This window comes from Microbacterium ureisolvens (genome assembly GCF_015278315.1).
GTDB classification, from domain to species: domain Bacteria; phylum Actinomycetota; class Actinomycetes; order Actinomycetales; family Microbacteriaceae; genus Microbacterium; species Microbacterium ureisolvens.
Map to the genome: position 1 here is coordinate 209163 of NZ_JADIJE010000002.1, position 23474 is coordinate 232636.

18 protein-coding genes are annotated in these 23474 nt (G+C 70.5%); 7 read left to right on the plus strand and 11 right to left on the minus strand.

Going from position 1 to position 23474, the window contains the following annotated elements; all coding sequences use genetic code 11:
* Positions 1 to 8: 8 nt before the first annotated feature.
* The 3 genes from IM767_RS03315 to IM767_RS03325 are packed head-to-tail and all read left to right on the plus strand — an operon-like array spanning position 9 to position 3612.
* Complete coding sequence (locus IM767_RS03315; RefSeq protein ID WP_239453152.1) at positions 9 to 1844, plus strand: circularly permuted type 2 ATP-grasp protein; 1836 nt, start codon at positions 9 to 11, stop codon at positions 1842 to 1844.
* Complete coding sequence (locus IM767_RS03320; RefSeq protein WP_109209032.1) at positions 1838 to 2770, plus strand: alpha-E domain-containing protein; 933 nt, start codon at positions 1838 to 1840, stop codon at positions 2768 to 2770. The genes IM767_RS03315 and IM767_RS03320 overlap by 7 nt, the downstream gene beginning before the upstream one ends.
* A complete protein-coding gene (locus IM767_RS03325) occupies positions 2767 to 3612 on the plus strand; it encodes a transglutaminase family protein (RefSeq protein ID WP_109209033.1) in 846 nt (281 codons plus the stop codon). Before IM767_RS03320 ends, IM767_RS03325 begins: the two co-directional genes overlap by 4 nt.
* Before the next feature lie 54 nt (positions 3613 to 3666).
* On the opposite strand, the gene IM767_RS03330 is transcribed toward IM767_RS03325, so the two are convergent.
* A complete protein-coding gene (locus IM767_RS03330; protein WP_109209034.1) occupies positions 3667 to 5277 on the minus strand; it encodes a DHA2 family efflux MFS transporter permease subunit in 1611 nt (536 codons plus the stop codon).
* 61 nt (positions 5278 to 5338) lie between these two features.
* On the minus strand, positions 5339 to 5482 hold the full coding sequence (locus IM767_RS03335; RefSeq protein WP_194398795.1) for a hypothetical protein: 144 nt from the start codon (positions 5480 to 5482) through the stop codon (positions 5339 to 5341).
* 178 nt (positions 5483 to 5660) lie between these two features.
* On the opposite strand from IM767_RS03335, the gene IM767_RS03340 reads away from it, so the two are divergent.
* Positions 5661 to 7922 carry a beta-glucosidase family protein gene (locus tag IM767_RS03340; protein WP_109209035.1) on the plus strand — a complete coding sequence of 754 codons (2262 nt, stop codon included), beginning with the start codon at positions 5661 to 5663 and terminating at the stop codon, positions 7920 to 7922.
* A 68-nt stretch (positions 7923 to 7990) separates the two neighbouring features.
* On the plus strand, positions 7991 to 8998 hold the full coding sequence (locus tag IM767_RS03345; protein WP_109209036.1) for a LacI family DNA-binding transcriptional regulator: 1008 nt from the start codon (positions 7991 to 7993) through the stop codon (positions 8996 to 8998).
* A 17-nt stretch (positions 8999 to 9015) separates the two neighbouring features.
* Here the strand turns inward: IM767_RS03345 and IM767_RS03350 are convergent, their stop codons facing one another.
* The 6 genes from IM767_RS03350 to IM767_RS03375 form a co-directional block, all read right to left on the minus strand.
* Positions 9016 to 10005, minus strand: a complete 990-nt coding sequence (locus tag IM767_RS03350; protein WP_109209037.1) for a serine hydrolase domain-containing protein — start codon at positions 10003 to 10005, stop codon at positions 9016 to 9018.
* Positions 10002 to 11423 (minus strand): rhamnulokinase, encoded by a 1422-nt coding sequence (locus tag IM767_RS03355; protein ID WP_109209038.1) that lies wholly within the window; start codon positions 11421 to 11423, stop codon positions 10002 to 10004. The genes IM767_RS03350 and IM767_RS03355 overlap by 4 nt, the downstream gene beginning before the upstream one ends.
* 136 nt (positions 11424 to 11559) lie before the next feature.
* Complete coding sequence (locus IM767_RS03360; RefSeq protein ID WP_109209039.1) at positions 11560 to 13596, minus strand: bifunctional aldolase/short-chain dehydrogenase; 2037 nt, start codon at positions 13594 to 13596, stop codon at positions 11560 to 11562.
* Between the two features lie 53 nt (positions 13597 to 13649).
* Positions 13650 to 14531 (minus strand): alpha/beta hydrolase fold domain-containing protein, encoded by an 882-nt coding sequence (locus tag IM767_RS03365; RefSeq protein WP_109209040.1) that lies wholly within the window; start codon positions 14529 to 14531, stop codon positions 13650 to 13652.
* A 151-nt stretch (positions 14532 to 14682) separates the two neighbouring features.
* Entirely contained in the window at positions 14683 to 15849 is a 1167-nt protein-coding gene (gene rhaI / locus IM767_RS03370; protein WP_109209041.1) for an L-rhamnose isomerase, read from the minus strand.
* Positions 15846 to 16262: an L-rhamnose mutarotase gene (locus IM767_RS03375; protein ID WP_109209042.1), complete on the minus strand. Its 417-nt coding sequence runs from the start codon at positions 16260 to 16262 to the stop codon at positions 15846 to 15848. The genes rhaI and IM767_RS03375 overlap by 4 nt, the downstream gene beginning before the upstream one ends.
* 200 nt (positions 16263 to 16462) lie before the next feature.
* Here IM767_RS03375 and IM767_RS03380 point away from each other — a divergent pair, with 200 nt between their 5' ends.
* A complete protein-coding gene (locus tag IM767_RS03380; RefSeq protein WP_109209043.1) occupies positions 16463 to 17245 on the plus strand; it encodes a nucleotidyltransferase domain-containing protein in 783 nt (260 codons plus the stop codon).
* 12 nt (positions 17246 to 17257) lie between these two features.
* On the opposite strand, the gene IM767_RS03385 is transcribed toward IM767_RS03380, so the two are convergent.
* The 3 genes from IM767_RS03385 to IM767_RS03395 form a co-directional block, all read right to left on the minus strand.
* On the minus strand, positions 17258 to 18166 hold the full coding sequence (locus IM767_RS03385) for a carbohydrate ABC transporter permease (RefSeq protein ID WP_109209044.1): 909 nt from the start codon (positions 18164 to 18166) through the stop codon (positions 17258 to 17260).
* Positions 18163 to 19086 carry a carbohydrate ABC transporter permease gene (locus IM767_RS03390; protein ID WP_109209045.1) on the minus strand — a complete coding sequence of 308 codons (924 nt, stop codon included), beginning with the start codon at positions 19084 to 19086 and terminating at the stop codon, positions 18163 to 18165. Before IM767_RS03390 ends, IM767_RS03385 begins: the two co-directional genes overlap by 4 nt.
* A gap of 83 nt (positions 19087 to 19169) precedes the next feature.
* Positions 19170 to 20480 carry an ABC transporter substrate-binding protein gene (locus tag IM767_RS03395; RefSeq protein WP_109209046.1) on the minus strand — a complete coding sequence of 437 codons (1311 nt, stop codon included), beginning with the start codon at positions 20478 to 20480 and terminating at the stop codon, positions 19170 to 19172.
* Between the two features lie 267 nt (positions 20481 to 20747).
* Here IM767_RS03395 and IM767_RS03400 point away from each other — a divergent pair, with 267 nt between their 5' ends.
* Positions 20748 to 23435 carry an alpha-L-rhamnosidase gene (locus IM767_RS03400; RefSeq protein WP_109209047.1) on the plus strand — a complete coding sequence of 896 codons (2688 nt, stop codon included), beginning with the start codon at positions 20748 to 20750 and terminating at the stop codon, positions 23433 to 23435.
* Positions 23436 to 23474: the final 39 nt, after the last annotated feature.

Genomic DNA, 23474 nt, shown 5'->3' on the forward strand with positions numbered 1-23474 from the left:
CTCTTCGCATGGGTGATCTGTTCGACGGCTACGGCTCCACGCTGGCGCCGCGCAAGACGCCCTCGGGGGTACCCGCGTTCGACGAGATGTTCGGGAGCCCGGCGCATCCGGGCGCTCCGGCCGAGTCCCGCGAGGCCTATCGAGAGCTCTACCAGGCGCTCGCGCAGATGACCCAGGAGGAGCTGCGCGGCCGCACCGACTCCCTCGCGAGCTCGTACCTCGCGCAGGGCGTGACCTTCGACTTCGCCGGCGAGGAGCGGCCCTTCCCGCTGGACGCCGTGCCGCGCGTGATCACGTACGACGAGTGGTCGCGCATCGAGGCCGGCGTCAAGCAGCGGGTCCGAGCGCTGGAGGCCTTCCTCGACGACGCGTACGGGCACCAGTACTGCGTGCGCGACGAGGTGCTGCCAGCGGGGCTCATCGCGTCGAGCCAGTACTTCTACCGCCAGGCCGCCGGCATCCACTCCGCCAACGGCGTGCGCATCCAGGTGTCGGGCATCGACCTCATCCGCGACGAGCACGGCGAGATGCGCGTGCTCGAAGACAACGTGCGCGTGCCGTCGGGCGTGAGCTACGTCATCTCGAACCGCCGCGTGATGGCCCAGACCCTGCCCGAGCTCTTCGTCTCGATGCGCGTGCGCCCGGTCGGTGACTACCCGAACAAGCTGCTCGCGGCGCTGCGCGCCTCGGCGCCCGCCGGCATCGAGGACCCGAACGTCGTGGTGCTCACGCCCGGCGTGTACAACTCCGCGTACTTCGAGCACACGCTGCTGGCCCGCCTCATGGGCGTCGAGCTCGTCGAGGGCCGCGACCTGCTCTGTATCGGCGGCAAGGTGTTCATGCGCACCACACGCGGGCCCAAGCGCGTCGACGTCATCTACCGCCGCGTCGACGACGACTTCCTCGACCCGCTGCAGTTCCGTGCCGACTCGATGCTCGGGGCTCCCGGGCTCATGCTCGCGGCGCGCCTGGGCAACGTCACGATCGCCAACGCGGTCGGCAACGGCGTCGCCGACGACAAGCTGCTCTACACCTACGTGCCCGACCTCATCCGCTACTACCTGGCGGAGGAGCCGATCCTCAAGAACGTCGACACGTGGCGGCTGGAAGATCCGAACGCCCTCGAGGAGGTGCTCGACCGGCTCGACGAGCTCGTGGTGAAGCCCGTCGACGGGTCGGGCGGCAAGGGCCTGGTCGTGGGACCGGATGCCTCGCCCTCGGAGCTCGAGAAGCTCCGCCAGCGCCTGCTCGCCGACCCCCGCGGCTGGATCGCACAGCCCGTCGTGATGCTGTCGACGATCCCGACGCTCGTGGAGGACGGCATGCGCCCGCGCCATGCCGACCTCCGGCCCTTCGCGGTCAACGACGGCGAGGACGTCTGGGTGCTCCCCGGAGGCCTCACCCGCGTCGCGCTGCCCGAGGGGCAGCTGGTCGTCAACTCGAGCCAGGGCGGCGGCTCGAAGGACACCTGGATCGTGGGCGGCTCCGCGCCGTCGACAGGGGAGTACGGTCCGGGCCGTGTGCCCGAGCTCGTCGCCGACCAAGCGGCGACCGTGACCGAGGCCATCCCGATCATCTACGACCCGCAGAGCGAGCCCACGCACTCGCCGCAGGACCGCCCCCGCTCGCGCGTCGAGCAGCAGGAGCAGCAGCAGCAGCAGCAGGCGTCCGCGGTGGCCGGGGCCGAGGCATCCGCTCCTCCCTCATCGCTGAGTCCTCCGTTATCACTGAGTCCTCCCTCATCACTGAGACGACAGCTGACGGACGAGACATCGGGTGATACCCGGGGTCTCGGCGGCCAGGTGTCGTCTCACGGTCGGGGTGGGGGTGACGGGACATGCTGAGCCGAATCGCCGAGAGCCTGTTCTGGATCGGGCGGTACATCGAGCGCTCGGACGGCACCGCGCGCATCCTCGACGTGCATCTGCAGCTGCTCCTCGAGGATCCCTGGATCGACGAGGACACCGCGTGCCGCTCGCTCCTGAGCGTCATGGGCTCGCTCCCGCCCGAGGGCGTGGACCAGGTGCGCCGCGAGGACGTGCTGGCCCGGCTCGCGGTCGACCGCATGAACCCGTCGAGCATCGCCTACGCGCTCACCGCGGCCCGCGAGAACGCCCGCCGTGCCCGCGAGATCGTCTCGACGGAGCTGTGGGAGACGCTCAACACCACGAGCGCACGGATGCCGCGGCGCCTCCAGAACGACCGCGTGCACGAGTTCTTCCAGTGGGTGCGCGAGCGCGCCGCGCTGGCGATCGGCATCGTCGACTCGTCCACCAGTCGCGACGAGGCCTGGCAGTTCTTCACGCTCGGGCGCAGCATCGAGCGCACCGACATGACCGCACGCCTGCTGGCGACGAGGTCGCTGACTGAGGCATCCGGCCCGTCGTGGACGACCATCCTCCGCTCGTGCGGCGCCTACGAAGCCTACCTGCGCACCTACCGCGGCATGCCCAGCGCCCGCAACGCCGCGGAGTTCCTGCTGCTCGACCGGCTCTTCCCGCGCTCGATCATCTACTCGATCCAGCGCGCCGAGGAGTGCATGAGCGCCATCGATCCGCGCGCCGACCGCGTCGGCCACTCCAACACCGTGCTCCGCGCGCTCGGCCAGATCCGCAACGACCTCGAGTACCGGCCGATCTCCGAGATCCTCGGCGAGCTGCCGACGCACATGGACCGCGTGCAGAAGGTGACGCGCGAGGCGTCCGAAGCCATCCGCGGCCGGTTCTTCCCGACGCAGGCCGAGCCCAGCTGGATCGGAGAGATCTCATGAAAAGACTCCGCATCGAGCACCAGACCGGCTTCAGCTACCAGGGCGACGTGACCGCCTCGTACAACGAGGCCCGCATGCTGCCCGGCTCCACCGACAGCCAGTTCGTGCTGAACTCGTCGCTCGACATCGAGCCGTCGACCTCGGTCAACCAGTACGTCGACTACTTCGGCACGCGCGTCGCCGCGTTCGACGTGCTCTCGCCCCACTCGTCGCTGACGATCACGGCGCGCTCGCTCGTCGAGGTGCGCCCGCGGCCGCTCGAGCACATCGACGTCACGTGGGACGCGCTCGCGCGCGAGGCAGGGCGCTCGCTCGAGACGGTCGAGCAGCTCTCGCAGACGCGCCGCACGACGCCGCATCCGGAGGTCGCCGAGCTCGCCCGCTCGATCGCCGCCCAGCACGACCACCCTGGTCGCGCCGCGCACGCGATCGCGGTCGCCATCGGCGACGCCGTCGAGTACATGCACGGCATCACCGGCGTGCACTCGACCGCGTCGGAGGCGTGGGAGGCCCGCAAGGGCGTCTGCCAGGACATGGCCCACATCGCGCTGGGCGCCCTCCGCGAGGTCGGCATCCCCGCGCGGTACGTCTCGGGGTACCTGCACCCGCGCCCTTCCGCCGAGGTGGGCGTCGCCGTGACGGGTGAGTCGCACGCGTGGGTCGAGTGGTTCGCGGGAGAGTGGCAGGGCTTCGACCCCACGAACAACATCGAGATCGGCGACCGCCACGTGCTCGTCGGCCGCGGCCGCGATTACGGCGACGTGCCGCCGCTGCGCGGCGTGTACGCCGGCCCGTTCAAGAGCAACCTGCACGTCAAGGTGACCATCACCCGCGAGGTCTGACGCGCGGCGCCGGCCGGCGGCGGCCGCCGATCCTGGAGGGACGGATGCCGCGCCTCAGGCGGGCTCGGCGGCTTCGACCTCGTCGGCCGGATCCTCCTGCGGCCTCGCACCGGCGCCGAGCGACAGCGTGGCGAGGAGGCCGACGGTGAGGAACCCGGCCGCCGCGAAGCTCGCGTACTTCGTGCCGTCGGAGAAGGCCGCCTTCGCATCCTCGGCGAACTGCTCCGTCTGCGGCGACTGCTCCAGGCCGGCGATCGACCCGCCCGCGCTGTCGACGACGGACGACACGAGCTGGTCGCGCTCCTCGGCCGGAAGACCGCGGTCGTCCAGCGTCGCGCTGAGCACCGACGCGGTGGTCGAGAACAGGATCGTGCCGAGGATGGCGATGCCGAGCGCCGCTCCGAGCTGTCGGGCCGTGGACTGCGTGCCCGACGCCTGGCCGCCCTCGGCGGGCGGCACGTCGGCGAGCACGACGCCGGTCAGCTGGGCCGTCGCCAGGCCCACGCCGAATCCGTAGATGAACAGCGCGGGGATCAACGGCGCCCACGAGGCATCCGGTGCGATCAGGAACCCGACCGCCGCGACGCCGACGATCTCGGCGACGATGCCCGCGCGCACGATCCAGACCGGAGCCACCCGGCTGCTCAGCGCGCCCGCGAGGCCGCTCGCGGCGAACGACCCGATGGCCAGCGCGAGCAGGATGAGCCCCGTCTGGACGGCCTCGAACCCGAGCACGAACTGCAGCCACAGCGGCAGGGCGAGGATGAGCCCGAATTCGCCGAGCGACACCACCATCGCCGCGATGTTTCCGTTGCGGAACGAGGGGATGCGGAACAGCCCGAACGCGATCACGGTGGGCTTGCCGGCGCGGCGGCGATGCAGACCCCACGCGATGAACGCCGCGATCCCGAGCGCGCCGACGAGGAACGCGACCGCCACGGGGGAGAGATCCCACGGCCAGGTCCAGTCGCCGATCGTCAGCGCCTTTTCGGTCCACAGCCAGCCGTAGGTGCGGCCCTCGATCAAGCCGAAGACGATGGCGCCGACGCTCACGACCGACAGGAGAGCGCCCACTCCGTCGATCGAGTCGGCGTCGCCGCGGGACTCGTCGACGGTCAGCAGCACTCCGACGACGATCGCGATGCCCAGCGGCACGTTGATGAGGAACGCCCAGTGCCACGAGAACTCCGTCGTCAGCCACCCGCCGAGCAGCGGGCCGACGGCCGCCATCCCGCCGATGGTCGAGCCCCACACCGCGAAGGCGATGGCACGCTCCCGGCCGCGGAAGGTCGCGTTGAGGAGAGACAGCGTCGTCGGCAGCATCATCGCGCCGCCGACGCCCTGCACCAGGCGGGCGCCGATGAGGAACCCGCCGGTCGTGGCGAGTGCCGCCCCGACGGAGGCGAGGGTGAAGATCACGACGCCGACGAGCAGCATCCGCCTGCGCCCCACGCGGTCGGCGAGACTGCCGAACACCAGCAGCAGCGAGGCGAACACGAGCGTGTACGCCTCCTGCACCCACTGCACCTCGCTGGAGGTGATGCCGAGGTCGTCGACGATCGCCGGGATGGCGACGTTGACGATCGTGGAGTCGACGATGATGAGCGCGACGGCGACGCTGATGAAGACCAGCCCCGCCCACCGGCGGCGTGAACCCGTGACCATATTGCTAGCTTATCTAGCGATCTGACTCACAGGCGCGACGTCGAGCGTCGCGCGTTCTCGGTCAGGCCGGCGGGTTGTCGGGGTCGAGCGTCTCGAGCATGTCCTCCTCGACGGCGTTGTCGGCCTCGAGCTGCTCCTCGGTGGTCTCGTCTCCGCCCACGGGGTTGTCGCCGGTCGGGGTCTCGTCTTCTCGCCGTTCGTCCATGAGACACACGCTAAACCCGCACGGATGCCTCGGGGCCGGGTTCCGTGGACCGAGTGAGCCGCGGATCGAAACTCGGTCCCGCCGTTCTCTTGACTCGCTCGTCCGAAAATGTAACCGTAGAGCGGTCTACAGAATGTAGAGCGGTCTACAGGCCGCTCCTCGATGGAGAGGATCGACGATGACGTTGTTCGAGAACGGCCGGAGGACGCGCGGGGCACGCGTGCGCCGACGGACGACCGCCCTGCTGCTGGGAGCGACACTGGTGGCCACGGGAGCGGTGGTCGCGGTCGCCGCGCCCGCTGCGGCGGAGGACTGCTCCAGCGTCCCATGGATGGACACCGCGAAGTCCGCCGACGAGCGCACGCGGGCGCTGCTGGGCGCGAGCTCGCAGCACCAGAAGTACCGCTGGCTCGTCGAGCAGCCCGCGAACAGCCCCGCGCGCACGACCTGGAACCCCGGGTTCCCGGGCGAGGCGCCCGTCGTCTACCCGGCGCAGGTGCCCTGCACGCCGGAGGTCATCTACGCCAACGGACCCGACGGCGTGTACCGCTCTGCGGGAACGACCGCGTGGCCCGGCCCGATCGCGGTGGCGGCGACGTGGAACCTCGAGCTCGGCGAGCAGAAGGCGGTCGCGCACGGCGCGGAGTCGTTCGACAAGCGCAGCGCAGTCATCCTCGGACCGGGCATCGCCTCGGGGCGCACGCCCCTCTCGGGCCGCGGCTCGGAATACTTCGGCGAGGACCCCGTGCTGTCGGGCCTCATGGCGGCGGCGAACGTCCGCGGTCTGGAAGACGGCAACCCCGACAAGCCGGTGATCGCCAACCTCAAGCACTACGTGGCGAACGAGCAGGAGATCGCACGCGAGGAGAGCTCGTCGAACATGGACGAGCGCACCTTCAAGCAGATCTACGACCTCCCGTACGAGATCGCCGTCCGCAAGAGCGACCCGGGGAGCCTCATGTGCTCGTATAACCAGGTCAACGGCGTCTACGCGTGCGAGAACGAGATCCTGACGACCAGCCTGCGCGAGGACTACCCCTTCCGGGGCTACGTCATGAGCGACTTCGGGTCGGTGCACTCGACGGCTCCGTCACTGAACGCAGGTCTCGACCAGGAGCTGAACCGCCCGGTGTGGTTCACGCCCGCGCGACTGGACGCCGCGCTCGCCGCCGGCGAGATCACGCAGCAGCGCATCGACGAGGCCGCCTACCGGGTGGTGCACTCCTACATCGCCGGAGGACTGTTCGATCACCCCGTGCCGGCGACGCCCGTCGCGAACGTGTCGACGCCGGAGCACAAGGCGCTCGCCCGCGAGATCGCGGAGCAGAGCACCGTGCTGCTCAAGAACGACGGCGCGCTGCCGCTGGCCGCGGGCGACCTCACCGTGGCTGTCATCGGACAGACCGCGTCCAGCGTCCCGACCGACGGTGTCAGCGCCAAGACCGCGTGCGCGTGGGACTTCCCGTTCGGCCCTCCCGGGGGCACCGCCCTCAACTGCGACGCGCTGGTCGACCCGCTGACCGCGCTCACCGACCGCGTCGCCCAGGCCGGTGGCGAGGTCGTCTACGACAACGGCGCGAACGCGGCGCAGGCGGCAGCTGTGGCATCCGCCGCCGACGTCGCGATCGTCTTCGGGCACTACACGATGGGTGAGACGCAGGATCTTCCCGACCTGCGGCTCGACGGCAACGGCGATGAGCTGATCGCCGCGGTCGCGGCATCCGCCCCGTCCACCGTCGCAGTGCTGAACGCCGGCTCCGCCGTCGAGATGCCGTGGATCGACGACGTCGACGCGGTGTTCCACGCGTGGCACTCGGGCGAGCAGTTCGGCCCGGCGCTGGCCAGGCTCGTCTACGGCGACGTGAACCCGTCGGGCAAGCTGCCGATGACGTTCCCGGTGTCGCTCGAAGACACCCCGACGGCGGGATCGGAGGCGCAGTACCCGGGCGTCCCCGACGAGGAGGGCATCCTGCAGGTGGACTACAGCGAGGGCCTGAAGGTGGGATACCGCTGGTACGAGGCCGAGGGCATCGAGCCGCTGTTCGAGTTCGGCCACGGCCTGAGCTACACCGAGTTCTCGTACGACAAGGTCACGGTGACCCCGCGCTCCACCACGGGCGACAAGGAGATCCGCGTGCGGTTCAAGCTCACGAACACCGGCGACGTCGCCGGCACCGAGGTGGCCCAGGTCTACCTCGAGCTGCCGGACGCGTCGGGTGAGCCGTCGAAGCGCCTGATCGGGTGGGAGCGCGTGACGCTCGCGCCGGGGGAGCACCGCAACGTGCAGGTGACCCTCTCGCCCGCGGACCTCGCCGACCTGCACCTGCTCGAGTACTGGGATGCCGCCGCTTCGGCGTGGACCACCGCCTCGGGCAGCTACACGGTGACCGTCGGCGGCTCGGTCGACGCCGACGCCGCGGCGACGTTCTCGATCCGCTGAAACATGACGCCGGAGGGGGCGGTGACCCCGTGCACCGCCCCCTCCGGCATCGCCATTACCCTCGTCTCATGACTGTCGAGCGGCCGCGTGCGGCGACCATCGAGGACGTCGCTCAGGCGGCGGGCGTCTCGCGCGCGGCGGTGTCGAAGGTGCTGCGCAACGCCTACGGCGTGAGCGACGCGATGCGCGAGCGCGTGACCGCCGCGATGACCGCGCTGAACTACCGCCCCCGGATCGCCGCACGTGCGATGCGCGGTCGCACGTACACGCTCGGCATCGAGCTGCCCGACCTCGCGAACCACTTCTTCGCCCGCATCGTGCGCGGTGCGACGGGCGCCCTCGAGGGCACGCCGTACCAGCTGATCATCGCCCCCGCCGAGGCAGGTTCCCGCGAGGGGCTTCGTGCGCTCGAGGCGCTCGTGGATCGCCAGGTGGACGGGCTCATCGCGGTGTCGCCTCGCGTCGACGAGGCGGGCCTGGAGCGGATCTCGGCCTCCGTGCCCGTCGTGATGTTCGGGCGGCACGACACGTCGGACCGCTACGACGTGGTCGCGGGGGACGACGCGGCCGGGGCGCGGGCGGCGGTGCGGCACCTCCTCGAGCTCGGGCACACGCACATCGCCCACCTCACGCTGCCCGAGTCCGACCACGCCGAGCCGTTCCCCCACGGCGTGCGGCTGCGGGAGTACTACGCCGCCATGGCGGCCGCCGGGCTCGAGGAGCACGCCGTGGTGTGGCGCACCGACGAGGGGGAGGGGATGTCGTACCAGGCCGTGCGGCGCATCCTGCAGGAGGGCACCCCCGTGACCGCGGTGTTCGCCGCCCACGACGAGCTCGCCTTCGGCGCGATGCGGGCGGCGGCCGAGCTCGGCCGACCGCTCTCGGTCGTCGGCTACGACGACGTGCCGATGGCTTCGCACCCCGCCCTGGGCCTGACGACAGTGAACCAGCCGGGCGAGGCGATGGGCGCGCGGGCGGTGGAGATGCTCCTCGAGCGCTTCGCCGGGCGCACGGAGCCCGTGCACGAGGGCTTCGACATCGAGCTGAAGGTGCGCACCTCGACCGCGGCGCCGTGACCGCGGCCGGCCGGGGGTCAGATGCCCGACACCACCGCGTTGTCGAGCTCGTCGGGGTCGACGCCCGGGCGCTCGCCCTGGTTCGTCAGCAGGACCCACGCGACCCCTGCGGACGGGTGCACCCAGAACTCGGTGCCCGCCCAGCCCGCGTGGCCGTAGACGTCGCGGTCGATCAGCCCGGGAGCCCGCGTGCGCAGGTTGAACGTGAACCCCCAGTCCTGCCCGCGCTCGGCGGGGTAGGGCTCCAGTCGGGGGACGTCGCCGGTGAGAGGGCGGCGCATCATCGCCAGCGTCGCCGGCTGCACCACGCCGCCCGTCTCGCCCTGGCCGATGCGCAGGAGCGCGGAGCCCAGGGCGAGGAGATCCTCGGCGGTGCCGATCATGCCGGCGCCGGGGTTGCGGTGGCTCCCGAACCCGCCCATGTCGAGCCCGAGCCGCTCCGCATCGACCACCGTGTGCGGGTCGGCGGCGGGGTCGAGCGTGAACCCGGTCGCGCCGAGCGCGGCCGCCCACGCCGCGACGTCGGCATCCCACGTCTGTCCGGTGGTGTGCCGGACGAGCTCGGCGATGCCGTCGAACGCGACGGTGGAGTAGCGCGAGGCCGAGCCCGCGGCGAAGTCGCGACCGGGCGCGAGGAGCGCCGCGCGCAGGCCCTCGGCCGGATCGAGCGTGGGCTCGGGGATGCCGGACGTGTGGCTCACCAGGTGACGCAGCCGCACGACGTCGTCGCGTCCGCGGCCGAAATCGGGGAGCGCGACGGTGAGCGGCGTCTCGGCGGTGAGGAGGCCCCGCTCGATCGCACGCGCCGCCGTGAGACCGGTGAGCACCTTGGTGATCGAGAACAGCCAGTAGGCATCCTCGACGCGCGCCGGCCGGCCGTTCGTCGCGCCGAACGCGTCGAGCGCCACGACGCCGCCGGCGGTGGCGACGCCGACGACGGCGGTGGGCAGGCGCCCCTCGTCGACCTGACGTCGCGCCCAGTCGAACGCGGCCCCGTAGCCGGTCACGAGCGCGGCTCGTACCGCTCGGGAGAGACGGATGCCGCGACCACGCGCCGCAGGTCCTCGAGGGTCGCGTCGGGCCCGAACCAGCCGTGCGCGCGCCCCTGCACGAGAACGTTGCCCAGTGCGGTCGCCTCGACGGGCCCGGCGAGGACCGGCAGCCCGGAGCGGTCGGCGGTCGCCTGGCAGAGCAGCCGGTTGAGGGCGCCGCCGCCCACGATGTGGATCACGTCGATGTCGCGGCCGGTCAGTCGCGCGGCCGTGGCCACCGCGTCGGCGAACGCCTGCGCGATGCTCTCCACGATCGTGCGCGCGAAGGCCTCGCGGGTGGCCGGCACCGCCGCGCCCGCCTCGCCGAGCACCGCTGCGATGCGCGCGGGCATGTCACCGGGCGCCGAGAGGCGCGGGTCGTTGGCGTCGAACAGCGGGATGTCGCCGGTGACGGCGGCTGCGGCATCCAGCAGTCCCGGAAGATCGATCGCGGCGCCGTCCTCGGCCTCCCACGTGCGCACGGCCTCGCTGAGCAGCCACAGGCCGGTGACGTTGTGGAGGAAGCGCACACGGCCGTCGACGCCGCCCTCGTTCGTGAAGTTGGCCTCGCGCGCAGCGTCGCTGACGACGGGCTCGTCGAGCTCGACGCCCACCAGGCCCCACGTGCCGCACGAGATGTACGCCGCGTCGGGGGTGCTGAGCGGCACCGCGACGACGGCGGAGGCCGTGTCGTGCGAGCCGACCGCGATGACCTCGAGCGGGGCGCCCACGCGCTCGCGCGCCTCGCCGTGCAGCGTGCCGAGCACGTCACCCGGGTCGACGAGCGGAGGGAGGACGGATGCCGGGATCCCGAGCCGCGCCGCGAGCTCGAGGTCCCACTCGCCCGTGGCGACGTCCACGAGCCCCGTCGTCGAGGCGTTCGTCCGCTCGGCGAACCGGGCGCCGGTGAGCAGGAACGCCACGAGGTCGGGGATGAGGAGCGAGACCTCGGCGTCGCCCAGGCGCTCTTCGACCGCGTACTGGTACAGCGTGTTGAAGGGGAGGAACTGCAGGCCGTTGCGACGGTACAGCTCCTCGAACGGCGCCTCGCCGTGCACGGCCTCGACGCCGCGGGCGGTGCGCTCATCGCGGTAGTGGAAGGGCTCGTCCAGCAGTTCCCCGGCGTGGACGAGGCCGTAGTCGACGGCCCACGAGTCGATGCCGATGCTCGCGATGCCGGGCTCGCGGCGCAGCGCCTCGGTGAGCCCCTCCACGATGTGCCGGTACAGCGCCGTGAAGTCCCAGTGCAGTCCGCCGTCGGGCCCGGGGACGGGACCGTTGGGGAACCGCGCGACCTGCTCGAGGCGCAGCATCCGCTCGTCCACGTACCCGAGCATGACGCGCCCGCTGGTGGCGCCGAGGTCGACCGCTGCGACGACGCCGCCGGAGGTCATCGTGCGACCCCGGTCGTGCGACGCCGGTCGGTCGTCGAGATCGCGGTTTCTCGTCGAGCGACCACGCCGTCGGCGCCCACAACGTGCTGTCTCGACGAGATCGCGGTTTCTCGACGAGGTGCGGATGTGGAGGCCGTCATCGCAGGAAGGCGGCGGCGACGCCGGAGTCGACGGGGATGTGCAGGCCGGTGGTGCGCGAGAGCTCGGGGCCGGTCAGCACGTAGACCGCGTCCGCGACGTTCTCGGGCACGACCTCGCGCTTGAGGATCGTGCGGTTGGCGTAGAACTGGCCGAGGTCCTCTTCCTTGACGCCGTAGGTGGCGGCGCGGTTGGCGCCCCAGCCCGAGGCGAAGATGCCCGAGCCGCGCACGACGCCGTCGGGGTTGATGCCGTTGACGCGCACGCCGTGCTCGCCGAGCTCCACCGCGAGGAGGCGCACCTGGTGGGCCTGGTCGGCCTTGGTGGCCGAGTACGCGATGTTGTTCGGGCCGGCGAAGACGGAGTTCTTCGAGGAGATGTAGACGACGTCGCCGCCGAGCTTCTGCTCGATGAGGATCTTCGCGGCGGCCTTGGACACCAGGAACGAGCCCTTGGCCATGACGTCGTGCTGCAGGTCCCAGTCCTTCTCGGTGGTCTCCAGCAGCGGCTTCGACAGCGACAGGCCGGCGTTGTTGACGACGAGGTCCACGCCGCCGAAGGCGAGCACCGCGTCGTCGAAGGCGGCCTGGATCGCGTCGGCGTCGGCGACGTTCGCAGCCACGCCGATCGCGACATCCGTGTTGCCGAGTTCTGCGGCAGCGGCCTGCGCCTTCTCGAGGTCGAGGTCGGCGACGACGACGCAGGCACCCTCGGCCGCGAGACGGACCGCGATGGCCTTGCCGATGCCGGAGGCGGCGCCGGTCACCAGGGCGATGCGGCCCTGGTGGGTCTTGGGCTTGGGCATGCGCTGGAGCTTGGCCTCTTCGAGGGCCCAGTACTCGATGCGGAACTTCTCGGCGTCCGAGATCGGCGTGTAGGTCGAGAGGGCCTCCGCGCCGCGCATGACGTTGATGGCGTTGACGTAGAACTCGCCGGCGACGCGCGCGGTCTGCTTGTTCGCGCCGTACGAGAACATGCCGACGCCGGGGATGAGGACGATGAGCGGGTCGGCGCCGCGGATCGCGGGCGACTCCGCCGTGGCGTGCGCGTCATAGTACGCCTGGTAGTCGGCGCGGTACGCCTCGTGCAGCTCCTGCAGCCGTGCGATGCTCTCCTCCACCGACGCCGAGGCCGGCAGGTCGAGGATGAGCGGCTTGACCTTCGTGCGCAGGAAGTGGTCGGGGCAGCTGGTGCCGAGGGCGGCGAGGGCCGGAGCCTTCTCGGAGGCCAGGAACTCCAGCACGACGTCTGCGTCGGTGAAGTGCCCGACCTGGGGCTTGTCGGTCGACGCGAGCCCGCGGATCGTGGGCGCGAGAGCGGCGGCCTTCGCGCGACGCTCGGCCTCGGGGAGCGCCTCGAAGCCTGCACGGACGCCGCCGAAGGGGTCGCTCTTGCCGTTGCCTGCGATGTAGGCCGCGGCCGTCTCGATGATCCACAGCGAGTTCTGCTCGGCCTCGTCGGAGGTGTCGCCCCACGCGGTGATGCCGTGTCCGCCGAGGATCGTTCCGATGGCCTGCGGGTTCTGCTCCTTGATCGCCGCGATGTCGAGGCCGAGCTGGAAGCCGGGGCGGCGCCACGGCACCCACACCACCTTGTCGCCGAAGATCTTCGCGGTGAGCTGCTCGCCGTCGGCGGCGGTCGCGATCACGATGCCCGAGTCGGGGTGCAGGTGGTCCACGTGCGCGGCGTCGACGAGGCCGTGCATCGCGGTGTCGATCGACGGTGCGGCGCCGCCCTTGCCGTGCAGGCAGTAGTCGAACGCGGCGACCATCTCGTCCTCGCGCTCCACCCCGGGGTAGACGTCCACCAGGGCGCGCATGCGGTCCAGGCGCAGCACGGCCAGGCCCGCCTCCTTCAGCGTGCCGAGGTCGCCGCCGGAGCCCTTGACCCACAGCAGCTCCACGGGCTCGCCGGTCACCGGGTCGGTCTCGGTGCCCTTGGCCGACGTGTTGCCGCCGGCGTAGTTGGTGTTCTTCGGGTCGGCGCCGAGGCGGTTCGACCGCGTGATCAGGTCGGTGACGGCCGGGTTGGTCATTGTGGTTCCTTCGTGTGTGGTCCGGGGCGGATCGCGGCGGGGCGGTCCGCGGGTCAGGCCGCCGGGGCGTCCTGGGGGGTGAGGGCGGGAGCGGGGGTTCGGATCGACAAGCCGGCGAGGCGGGTCGCGAAACGATCGAGGGTGACGGATGCCGCGGCTTCGTGCGGCCGGTTGAGGTGACCGTGCTCGGTCCCGAGCTCGGTGACCGCCTCGACGGCGCGGCCGGCCGTGCGCAGCGACGCGGCGAACACCTCACCCGAGACGCGAAGCTCGTCGACGTCGCCGTTGACGATGAGGGTGGGCGGGAACTGGACGAGATCGACGGGTCGGGCAAGGCCGGGGATCGCGCCGAGCGGGGCGCGCTCGAGGGAGCCGCCGAGGTAGTTCTCGTACATCGCGCGCACGGCGTCGGCGCCGAAGCGGTCGGCCTCGGGCTGGGCGTCCAGCGCGGCGCGGAGGGCCGCATCGGGCGCCGGCTGCACGGCGAGCAGCGTCGGGTAGGCGAGCAGCACGAGGGCCGGCAGCTGCGCCGCGCGGCGCTCGATGAGCCGCAGCGTGGCGCCTGCCGCGAGGTTGCCGCCCGCGCTCGTGCCACCGATCGCCAGGCGTTCGCGGTCGATCCGCAGGCGGTCTGCGTTCGCGACCGCCCAGGCCCATGCGGCCAGCATGTCGTCGGAGCCGGCGGGGTAGTGATGAGCGCCGCCCGCGCGGCCCGCCGCATCCCATCCTGGCGGCACGGGCGCCAGACGGTAGTCGACGGAAACCACGGTCGTGCCGCGCGCGGCGAGCTGGGAGGCGACCCAGTCGGACTCGGGCATGTCGAGGTCGCCGAACGCGAACGCGCCGCCGTGCGCCCACACGAGTCCGGTGCCGTTCGGCTCGCGCGCGGGGTAGACGCGCACGAGTCCGTCCGCGGCGGAGTACGGCTCGCTCATCTGTGTCCTTGGGGTTCGGGTCGGCACCGGTGCCGGGATCGAAGTGGTGCACCAGGGGCGCGGGGAGGTCCGCGTTCGCGGCCGGGGGTTTGGGGCGAAGCCCCATCCGGCACGGCATCCCACGCCCCCGGTGGCTGGAGGGCTGCGGCGCTTACGCGCCCCAGCCGGCCTGGGTGCCGCCGACGCGGTCGGCCGCGATCTGCTGCTGGTAGCCGGATGCCGCGTACGCCGCCATCGGGTCGGCGGCGAGTCCGCGCGACTCGCGCCACTGGGCGAGGGCGGGGCGCACGTCGGTGTAGAACGCGTCCATGAAGACGGCGTTCGCCCCGAGCACGTCGCTCTGCTGCTGTGCGGCGGCGAGGGCGTCGCGGTCGACGAGGAGGGCGCGGGCGGTCATCTCCTGGACATTGAGCACCGAGCGGATCTGCCCCGGGATCTTGTCCTCGACGTTGTGGCACTGGTCGAGCATGAAGGCCACGTCGGGGTTGTTCAGGCCGCCGCCGCGCACCACCTCGAAGATGATGCGGAACAGCTGGAACGGGTCGGCGGCACCGACGATGAGGTCGTCGTCGGCGTAGAAGCGCGAGTTGAAGTCGAACGAGCCGAGCTTTCCGAGGCGGAGCAGCTGCATCACGATGAACTCGATGTTCGTGCCGGGCGCGTGGTGGCCGGTGTCGAGGCAGACCATCGCCTTGTCGCCGAGGCTGGCCACCTGGGCATACGAGGTGCCCCAGTCCGGAACGTCGGTGTGGTAGAACGCCGGCTCGAAGAACTTGTACTCGAGCACGAGACGCTGCTCGTCGGACAGCCGGTCGTAGATCTTCTGCAGCGAGTCCTGCAGACGGTCCTGGCGGGCGCGGATGTCGGTCTGGCCCGGGTAGTTCGAGCCCTCGGCGAGCCAGATCTTCAGGTCGCGGGAGCCGGTGGCATCCATGATGTCGATGCACTCGAGGTGGTGGTCGATCGCCTTCTGGCGGATGCGGTCGTCGTGGTGCGTGAGCGCCCCGAACTTGTAGTCCTCGTCCTGGAAGGTGTTCGAGTTGATGGTGCCGAGGCTGACGCCGAGGTCTTCGGCGTGCCGGCGCAGATCGGAGTAGTCCTCGACCTTGTCCCACGGGATGTGCAGGGCGACGTTCGGAGCCAGCTTCGTGTAGGCGTTGACCTGCGCGGCGTCGGCGATCTTCTCGTAGGGGTCGCGGGGCGTGCCGGGCGTGGTGAAGACGCGGAAGCGCGTGCCGGAGTTGCCGAACGCCCAGCTGGGCAGCTCGATGCCTTGGCCTTCGAGAGCGGTGAGGATGTCGGGTGACAGCGTCGTCATGATGCGGTGCCTTCTTGGTGGGCGGGGTCTGTCGGGGAGGTGAGCCCGCTCGCCGCGCCCCGGGCGGCGGTGAGCTGGTCGTGGAGGTTGAAGATCTCGGTGAGCGGGGTCGCGGCCTGGTCGGGACGGCCGTCGAGATCGACGAAGAACCGGCCCATCTCTGCCTCCCAGCGCGCGGCGACCTCGGAGCGCGCGAGATACTCCTGCGCCGCCGCGTCGTCGTCGGTCTCGTAGTAGCCGATGAGCCGGCCACCGTCGCCGAGGAAGAGCGAGTAGTTGCGGCGCCCCGCCGCTGCGATCTCGGCGAGCATCTCCGGCCACACCGGCGTGTGGCGGGCGATGTACTCGTCGAGCAGCTCGGGGCGGATCAGCAGCTGGAAGCAGACCCGCTTCGTCGCGGTGGCGCTGGTCATGTGCCGGAGGGTCCTCTGCGGTTCGGGGATGCGGCGGTCGCGGCATCCGTCATTCGGAATCGCGGTGCGATTGTGAATCGTTTCAACGATAAGGGTCCGAAACGTTTCTCGCAACCCGGAAAGCGTTTCCCTCCGCATCGTACGCGCCGGGTCGCGCAGTGTCGATAGCGTGGGAGCCGATTCGACGCGAGGGAGCACGGATGGAGCAGCAGGAGCGGGCGCTGGCCGCCTACGTGGATTCGGTGCGGGACCAGGCCGGCGCTCTCGGGGTCGTGCTGGTCGGCTCGGTGGCGCAGGGGAGGGAGCGCCCGGACTCCGACGTGGACGTCTACCTCGTCGTCGACGACGAGCGGTTCGCGGCCGAGACCGCGCAGGGGCGGTTCGCCTGGATCGAGCGGCGCGACGAGGACTATCCCGGCTCCTACATCGACATCAAGCTCGCGAGCCCCAGCTACCTCGCCGCGGCGGTCGAGAAGGCCGACGACCCCACGCGCGCGTCGTTCCTGGGCGCGCGCGTCGCGTGGAGCGCGCTGGCCGGACTCGACGAGACCGTCGCCCGGATCGCGGAGCTGCCCGACGACGTGTGGGACGAGCGGGTGCGATCGCACGTGGCACAGGCGCGCCTCTACGGCGGCTACTTCCTGCGGCAGGCCGTCGAGCGTGGCGACGAGTTCCTCCGTCGCCACGCCGGACTGCACCTGGCGCTGGCGGCTGCGCGAGCCGCCCTGGCCGCGAACCGGGTCGTGCTGCCGGGTCCGAAGTACATCTCGAAGCTCGTCGGCACGGTGCCCACCCCCGAGGGGTTCGTCGAGGCGTGGAGTCGCGTCGTGGACGCCCCCGACATCGACTCGGGTCGCGAGCTGCTGCGCCTCCTCGACGAGTGGCTGGCCGTGGGCCTCACCCCCGACGAGACGCTGTCGACGTTCATCCGCGACAACGAACTCGCCTGGCTCCGGGGGACCGTCCCCGCGGAGTTCTGGTGACCGCACCGCGCATCACCCCTTGACCGCTCCGCTGGTCATGCCCGCGACGATCTGCCGGTTGAAGAAGATGTACATCACCAGCGGCGGGATCGTGATGAGCAGGATGTCCATGAACAGCAGGTTCCACTGGCTCAGGTTCTGACTCGAGAAGTTGTAGAGCGTCAGCTGCACGGTGGCGTTGGCATCGCCCGGGAAGAAGTACAGCGGGTTGGTGAAGTCGTTGAACACCGCGACCGCCTGCACGACGATGACGGTGATGACGACCGGCTTCAGCAGCGGCAGGACCACGGTGAAGAACAGCCGCAGCGGTCCGGCGCCGTCGATGATGGCGGCCTCGTCGAGCTCTCGGGGGATCGTCGAGACGAACGCGCGGAACAGCAGGATGCAGAACGACAGACCGAATGTGACCTCGATGAGGATCATCCCGGGCATGGTCTTGAACAATCCCAGCGACTGCATGACCCAGATGGTCGGAACCACCGCCGGCGGGACGATGAGGCCGGCCAGCACGAAGAAGTTGATCAGGTGGTTCCACCGCGACTTGCGGCGCTGGAGCACATAGCCGACCATCGCGGCCAGCACGACCATGATGGCGACCGAGGCGACGGTCAGGATCGTGCTGTTGATGAACGCGGTCACCAGGATGTAGTCGCGCGCGGAGAAGACGGTGACGACGTTCTCCCACAGCTGCCAGCCCTGCTGCGGCAGCGTGAACTCGAGCAGGGAGGCTTCCTGCTCGTTCTTGGCCGCGGTGACGAAGATGAACGCGAACGGCACGATGAACACCACGATCGACACCAGGATCGCGATGATGCCGACGAAGTACTTCTTCATGAACCGCCGGAAGGTCAGCGGCTTGCGGTCGGGTCGTACCCGCGCCGACTTCGGGCCGGCCGTGGTGAGGGTGCGCGTGAGGCTCATGACTCGACCTGCCGCTTCGTGAGGTAGTAGTTGATGGGCAGCACGATCGCGGTGACGACGATGAAGAGCACGACGTTGCCGGCCGTCGAGAGTCCGTAGAACCCGGCCTGGTACTGCTTGTAGATGACCGACGCGATGACGTCGCTCGAGAATCCGGGGCCGCCTCTGGTCATCGCCCAGATGAGCTCGAACGAGCGGAGACCGCCGATGAGCGACAGCAGCACCACGGTCGCGGTGGCCGGCTGCACGAGAGGCAGCGTGATGTTCTTGAAGGTCTGCCACGCGCTCGCGCCGTCGACCCTCGCCGCCTCGAAGAACTCCTGCGGGATCGCGACGATTCCGGCGATGTAGATCAGCGTGGCGATGCCGACGCCTTTCCACACGTCGACGAGTGCGACCGAGAAGAGCGCCCACGCGGGGTCGGTGAGCCACGCGGGCCCCTGGATGCCGAAGACCGCCAGTGCGTTGTTGATGAGTCCGTCGAAGGGGTCCATGAGGACCTTGAACGTCACGCCGATGCCGATGGTCGAGACGAGCACCGGGAAGAAGATGGTCGCGCGCAGGTAGCCACGGCCGAGGATGCTGCCGGTGAGCAGCAGAGCCAGCGCCAGACCCAGGACGACCTTCAGTCCCGAGGTCACGAACCCGTAGATGAAGGTGTTGATCAGGCCCTGGAAGAGCATGGGCTCCGTGAAGAACGTCACGAAGTTCTGGAATCCGATGAACTCCACGTCGAACAGCGACCAGCGGGTCAGGCTGAAGTAGAACGACGCGAAGGTCGGGACGGCGAAAAGGACGACGTAGAGCACACCCGAGGGGATGTAGAACCACAGGGGGTACATGCTCTTGATCGACCGCCGTCTGTCGCGTGGCGGCGGGGTGGTCTGCTGTTGCTGCGGTCGCTCTGCGATCGTGGTCATGTCATCTCCGTTGATGTGAGCGGGGGCCGCGCCGCATGCGACGCGGCCCCCGGAGCGGTCAGCCGCCGATCAGTGCCGGTGGATCACCAGCCCTCGAGTCCAAGCTGCTGAGCCTGCTTGACGACGTCCTCGTCGTACAGCGCGGCACCCTCTTCGGCGGGGCTGATGCCCGAGCCGACCTGAACCGTGATGTTCTCGAGGTTCGGTCCCTTGATCGGGGACAGGAACTCCAGTGCGGGGTTCGTGTTGCCCTCGTCGAAGTACGGCTGCATGTCCTTCAGCAGACCGGGCACGTCGTCGGGCAGGGTGCACGCGTTCGTGGCGAACGGGCCGCTCGGCGTCATGACCGTGGTCTGGATCTCACAGCCACCCGGCGAGTTGAGGAACTCGATGAAGGTCTTCGCGGCCTCGAGCTTGTCGCCCTCGGTCGTCTTGGGGATGTAGACGGCGTTCGGCAGCCAGACCGTGAGCTTGGTGTCCTCCGCGTTCTGTGCGGGCAGCGGGAAGACGCCGATGTTCTCGAGCTCGTCGGGGTAGTTCTGCTGGAAGGTCGAGACGATGCCCGTCAGGATCGGGTAGTGCGCGCCCTCACCGGTCGCGACCATCCGTGCGCCGTCGTCGTACAGGGCGGAGGCGAAGTCCTCGTTCCACCAGCCGGCCTCGAAGCCCGCCTGCTGGTTCGCGAAGCCCGCCAGCGCGGGCTCGTCGACGTACTTGCGGTCGCCCTCGGTGTAGGCCTCGGCCCAGTCCGGGTCCTGCGCGAGGACGTTGCCGAAGTCGCCCAGCACGAACAGCTGGCTGGTCCACGTGTCGCCGTACGTCTGGATCACCGGTGTGATCCCGGCCGCCTTGATGGCCTCGTTGTTGGCGGCGAACTCGTCCCACGTCGTGGGCACCTCGAGGCCGAGGTCGGCGTAGACCTGCTTGTTGTAGACGACCGCGCCGGCCTGGGTCGCCCCGAACGGGGCGCCGTAGATGCCGTTGTCGGTCGAGACGACCGCCTTCATCGTGTCGATGAGGTCGCCCACCCACGGTTCGTCGTCGAGCGGGACGAGGTTCTGGTCGGGGTTCATCGCCTGGAACAGCGAACCGGAGTTGTAGTAGAAGACGTCCTCCATCTCGCCGGTGGCGAGCTTGGTCTTGATGAGGTTGTCGCCTTCCGTACCGGCGGGCTGGGTCTCCAGTCGCACGGTGATGCCTTCGTTCTCGGCTTCGAACGCCTCGATCAGCGCCTCGGCGACCTCGACGTTCGTGCCGGTGTTCTGCGTCAGAAAGGAGATCTCGACGCCGCCGTCGCTATCGCCGCCTCCCGCGCTGCACGCGGCCAGCGGCACAGCCACTGCCACGATGCCCGCACCCGCGAGGAGCACTCTCCTGGTCGGGGAGCTCTTCATCTTTACCTCCTTGTAAAGCCGAGCGGATGGTCCGCCCACGCTGCCGGAATCCCTGGTGCTTCGTCGATGGTGTCCTCTGCCGGGTGACATTGAAACCATTCAACCCTCGTACGGTACGACTCTTCCGCGGCCGCGGTCAACAGTCGTTTTGAAACGTTCAGTCACGATCGTGTAACGGTCTACACTCCTGTTGACAGGAAACCATGAATCGTTTCACGATGGTCGGGCGGGTCGGCGAGGAAGCCGCCCGCCGAAAGGACGACAGCCATGACGGCTCTTCCCCCTCCCGCTGCGCTCGATGCCGCGACCCGCGTCGTCGAGCTCCGCGCCCAGCACGGTCCCGGCCTCCTCGGCGTCCCGCGCACGGGGCTCCGGCTCGCCTGGAAGGCCGAGAGCGACGACCCGGACGCACGCGTCCTGGGGTACCAGCTGGCGCAGGGCGACGAGGGCGCCGAGCCGATCGCGTCGGAGCCGGTCGCCGACCCCCGTGGTTTCGGCGTCGAGATCCCCGGCGCCCTCTCGCCGCGCGAGCGCCGCGCCTTCGCCGTGCGCCTGGCCACCACCACCGGCTGGACCGCGTGGAGCGAGCCCCTCGTCGTCGAAGCGGGAGTGGACGGCCCCGGCCTCGAGGCGGTCGTGATCGGCGCCGACACCCCGCCCGACGGTCCGGTGCCCCTTCTGCGCACCGAGTTCACGCTCGATCGGGTTCCCGCCACCGCCCGGCTGCGGCTCAGCGCGCTCGGGCTCGTGGACGCCTGGATCAACGGCGCACGCGCCACCGACGCCCTGCTCACCCCGGGGTGGACCTCGTACCAGGAGCGCATCCTCGTCGACACCCTCGATGTCGCCGGCCTCCTGCGCGAGGGCGTCAACGTCATCGTGCTGGCCGTCGCCGACGGGTGGTACCGGGGCAGCTTCGGCTTCGCGCGGCGCCAGGCCATCTACGGCGACCGCACCGGCGCGCTGGCGCAGCTCGAGGCCGACGGCGAGGTCGTCGCGAAGACGGATGCCTCGTGGCGGACGGGCTTCGGACCCCTTCGGTCCGCCTCGATCTACGACGGTACGGTGACCGACCTGCGCCTCGACGACCCCACGGTCCACGAACCCGGGTTCGCCGGCGAAGGGTGGGTCGCGGCATCCGTCGTCGACTTCGACGCTTCGCGCTTCGAACCCCGCTCCGCACCGCCCGTGCGCGTGGTGGACGAGCTGGCCATGACCGCTGACGGGCACGGCAGGCGGACCCGCTTGGACGGCGGCCAGAACGTCTCGGGCTGGGTGCGGCTCGTCGTTCACGGCCGCGCGGGGGACGTGGTCACGGTCCGTCACGCCGAGGTGCTCGAGCCCTCGGGCGACCTGCACGTCAAGGCGCTGCGTTCGGCGAAGGCCACCGACGTGTACACGCTCGACCGCGACGGCGAGCACACGCTCGAGCCGGCTTTCACGTTCCACGGCTTCCGCTACGCCGACGTCGAGGGCGCGGAGGTCGTGTCGGCCACCGCCGTCGCGATCTCGAGCGATCTCGCGCCGCGCAGCACCTTCTCGTCGTCGCACGAGGCGCTCGACCGGTTCCACTCCAACGTCTTCTGGTCGCAGCGCGACAACTTCGTCTCGGTGCCCACCGACTGCCCGCAGCGCGACGAGCGTCTCGGCTGGACCGGCGACGCCCAGGCGTTCGCGGCCACTGCGAACACGCTCATGGACACCGAGTCGTTCTGGATGTCGTGGCTGCGCGATCTCGAGATCGACCAGACCGACGAGGGCGGCGTGCCCGCGGTGGTGCCCGACATCATCCGTCCGCAGGACATGCTCATGGGCGGCGTGCCGACCGAGAACATGGGACGAGCGGGATGGGCGGATGCCGCGACCATCGTGCCGCTCGCGGTGTACGAGTCGTACGGGTCCACGGAGGTGCTCGCGCGTCAGCGCAGCAGCATGCGGCGCTGGGTGGACCACCTTCGTCGTCGCGCGGGCGAGGGCGTGGTGCTGCCCGGCGGCGATTTCCAGTTCGGCGACTGGCTCGACCCAGACGCGCCCGGCGAGCGCCCGTGGGAGGCGAAGGTGTCGAGCGACTTCGTGTCGAACGCGTTCTACTCCTGGTCCGCCCGTCTGCTCGCCCGCGCCGAGCGCGTCCTCGGTGACGCGGAGAGCGCCGATGACTACGAAGCCCTCGCGGACCGGGTCGCCCAGGCCACGTTCGAGCGGTGGGGTGACGAGGCGATCCTCACCCAGAGCGGCGCGGCGATCGCGCTCGAGTTCGCCTTGGCTCCCGACGCTCGCCGCGCTGAGATCGCGGACGGCCTCGCCGAGAACGTGCGCCGCGAGAACGGCCGCATCGCGACCGGGTTCCTCGGCACGCCCCTCGTGCTGTTCGCGCTCTCGCGCAGCGGCCACCTCGACGAGGCGTACCTCATGCTGCTCCGGCGCGAAGCGCCGTCGTGGCTGTACCAGGTCGACCGCGGCGCGACGACGGTGTGGGAGCGCTGGGATGCGATCAAGCCCGACGGCAGCATCCACTCCGGTGCGATGGACGCCCTCCCCACCGAGGACGCCTCGGAGGACGACACCGGCATGCTCTCGTTCAACCACTACGCCTACGGCGCGATGATCGACTGGGTGTACCGCACCGTGGCCGGGCTGGCGCCCGATCCCGGCGATCCCGGCTACCGCACCGTGCACGTCGCGCCGCGCCCGGCCGAGGGCCTCGACCGTGCGTCGGCGTCCATCCAGACACCGCAGGGACGCCTCGCGATCGACTGGCGCGTCGCGGACGACGTCTTCGAGGCGACCCTGGAGGTGCCGTTCGGCTCGCGCGCCGTGCTCGATCTGCCGACGACCGACGAATCCGTCGTCACCGTGGACGGCGTCCCCGCTCCCGCCGAGCTCCACCACGGCACGCACCGGATCTCTGTCACCACCCCCGCGCTCGCCACCCCCGGCGCCGTCGTGAGGGCTTGACCGAGGCATCCGTCCCCGTCCACCCCAGCCACCGCCGAC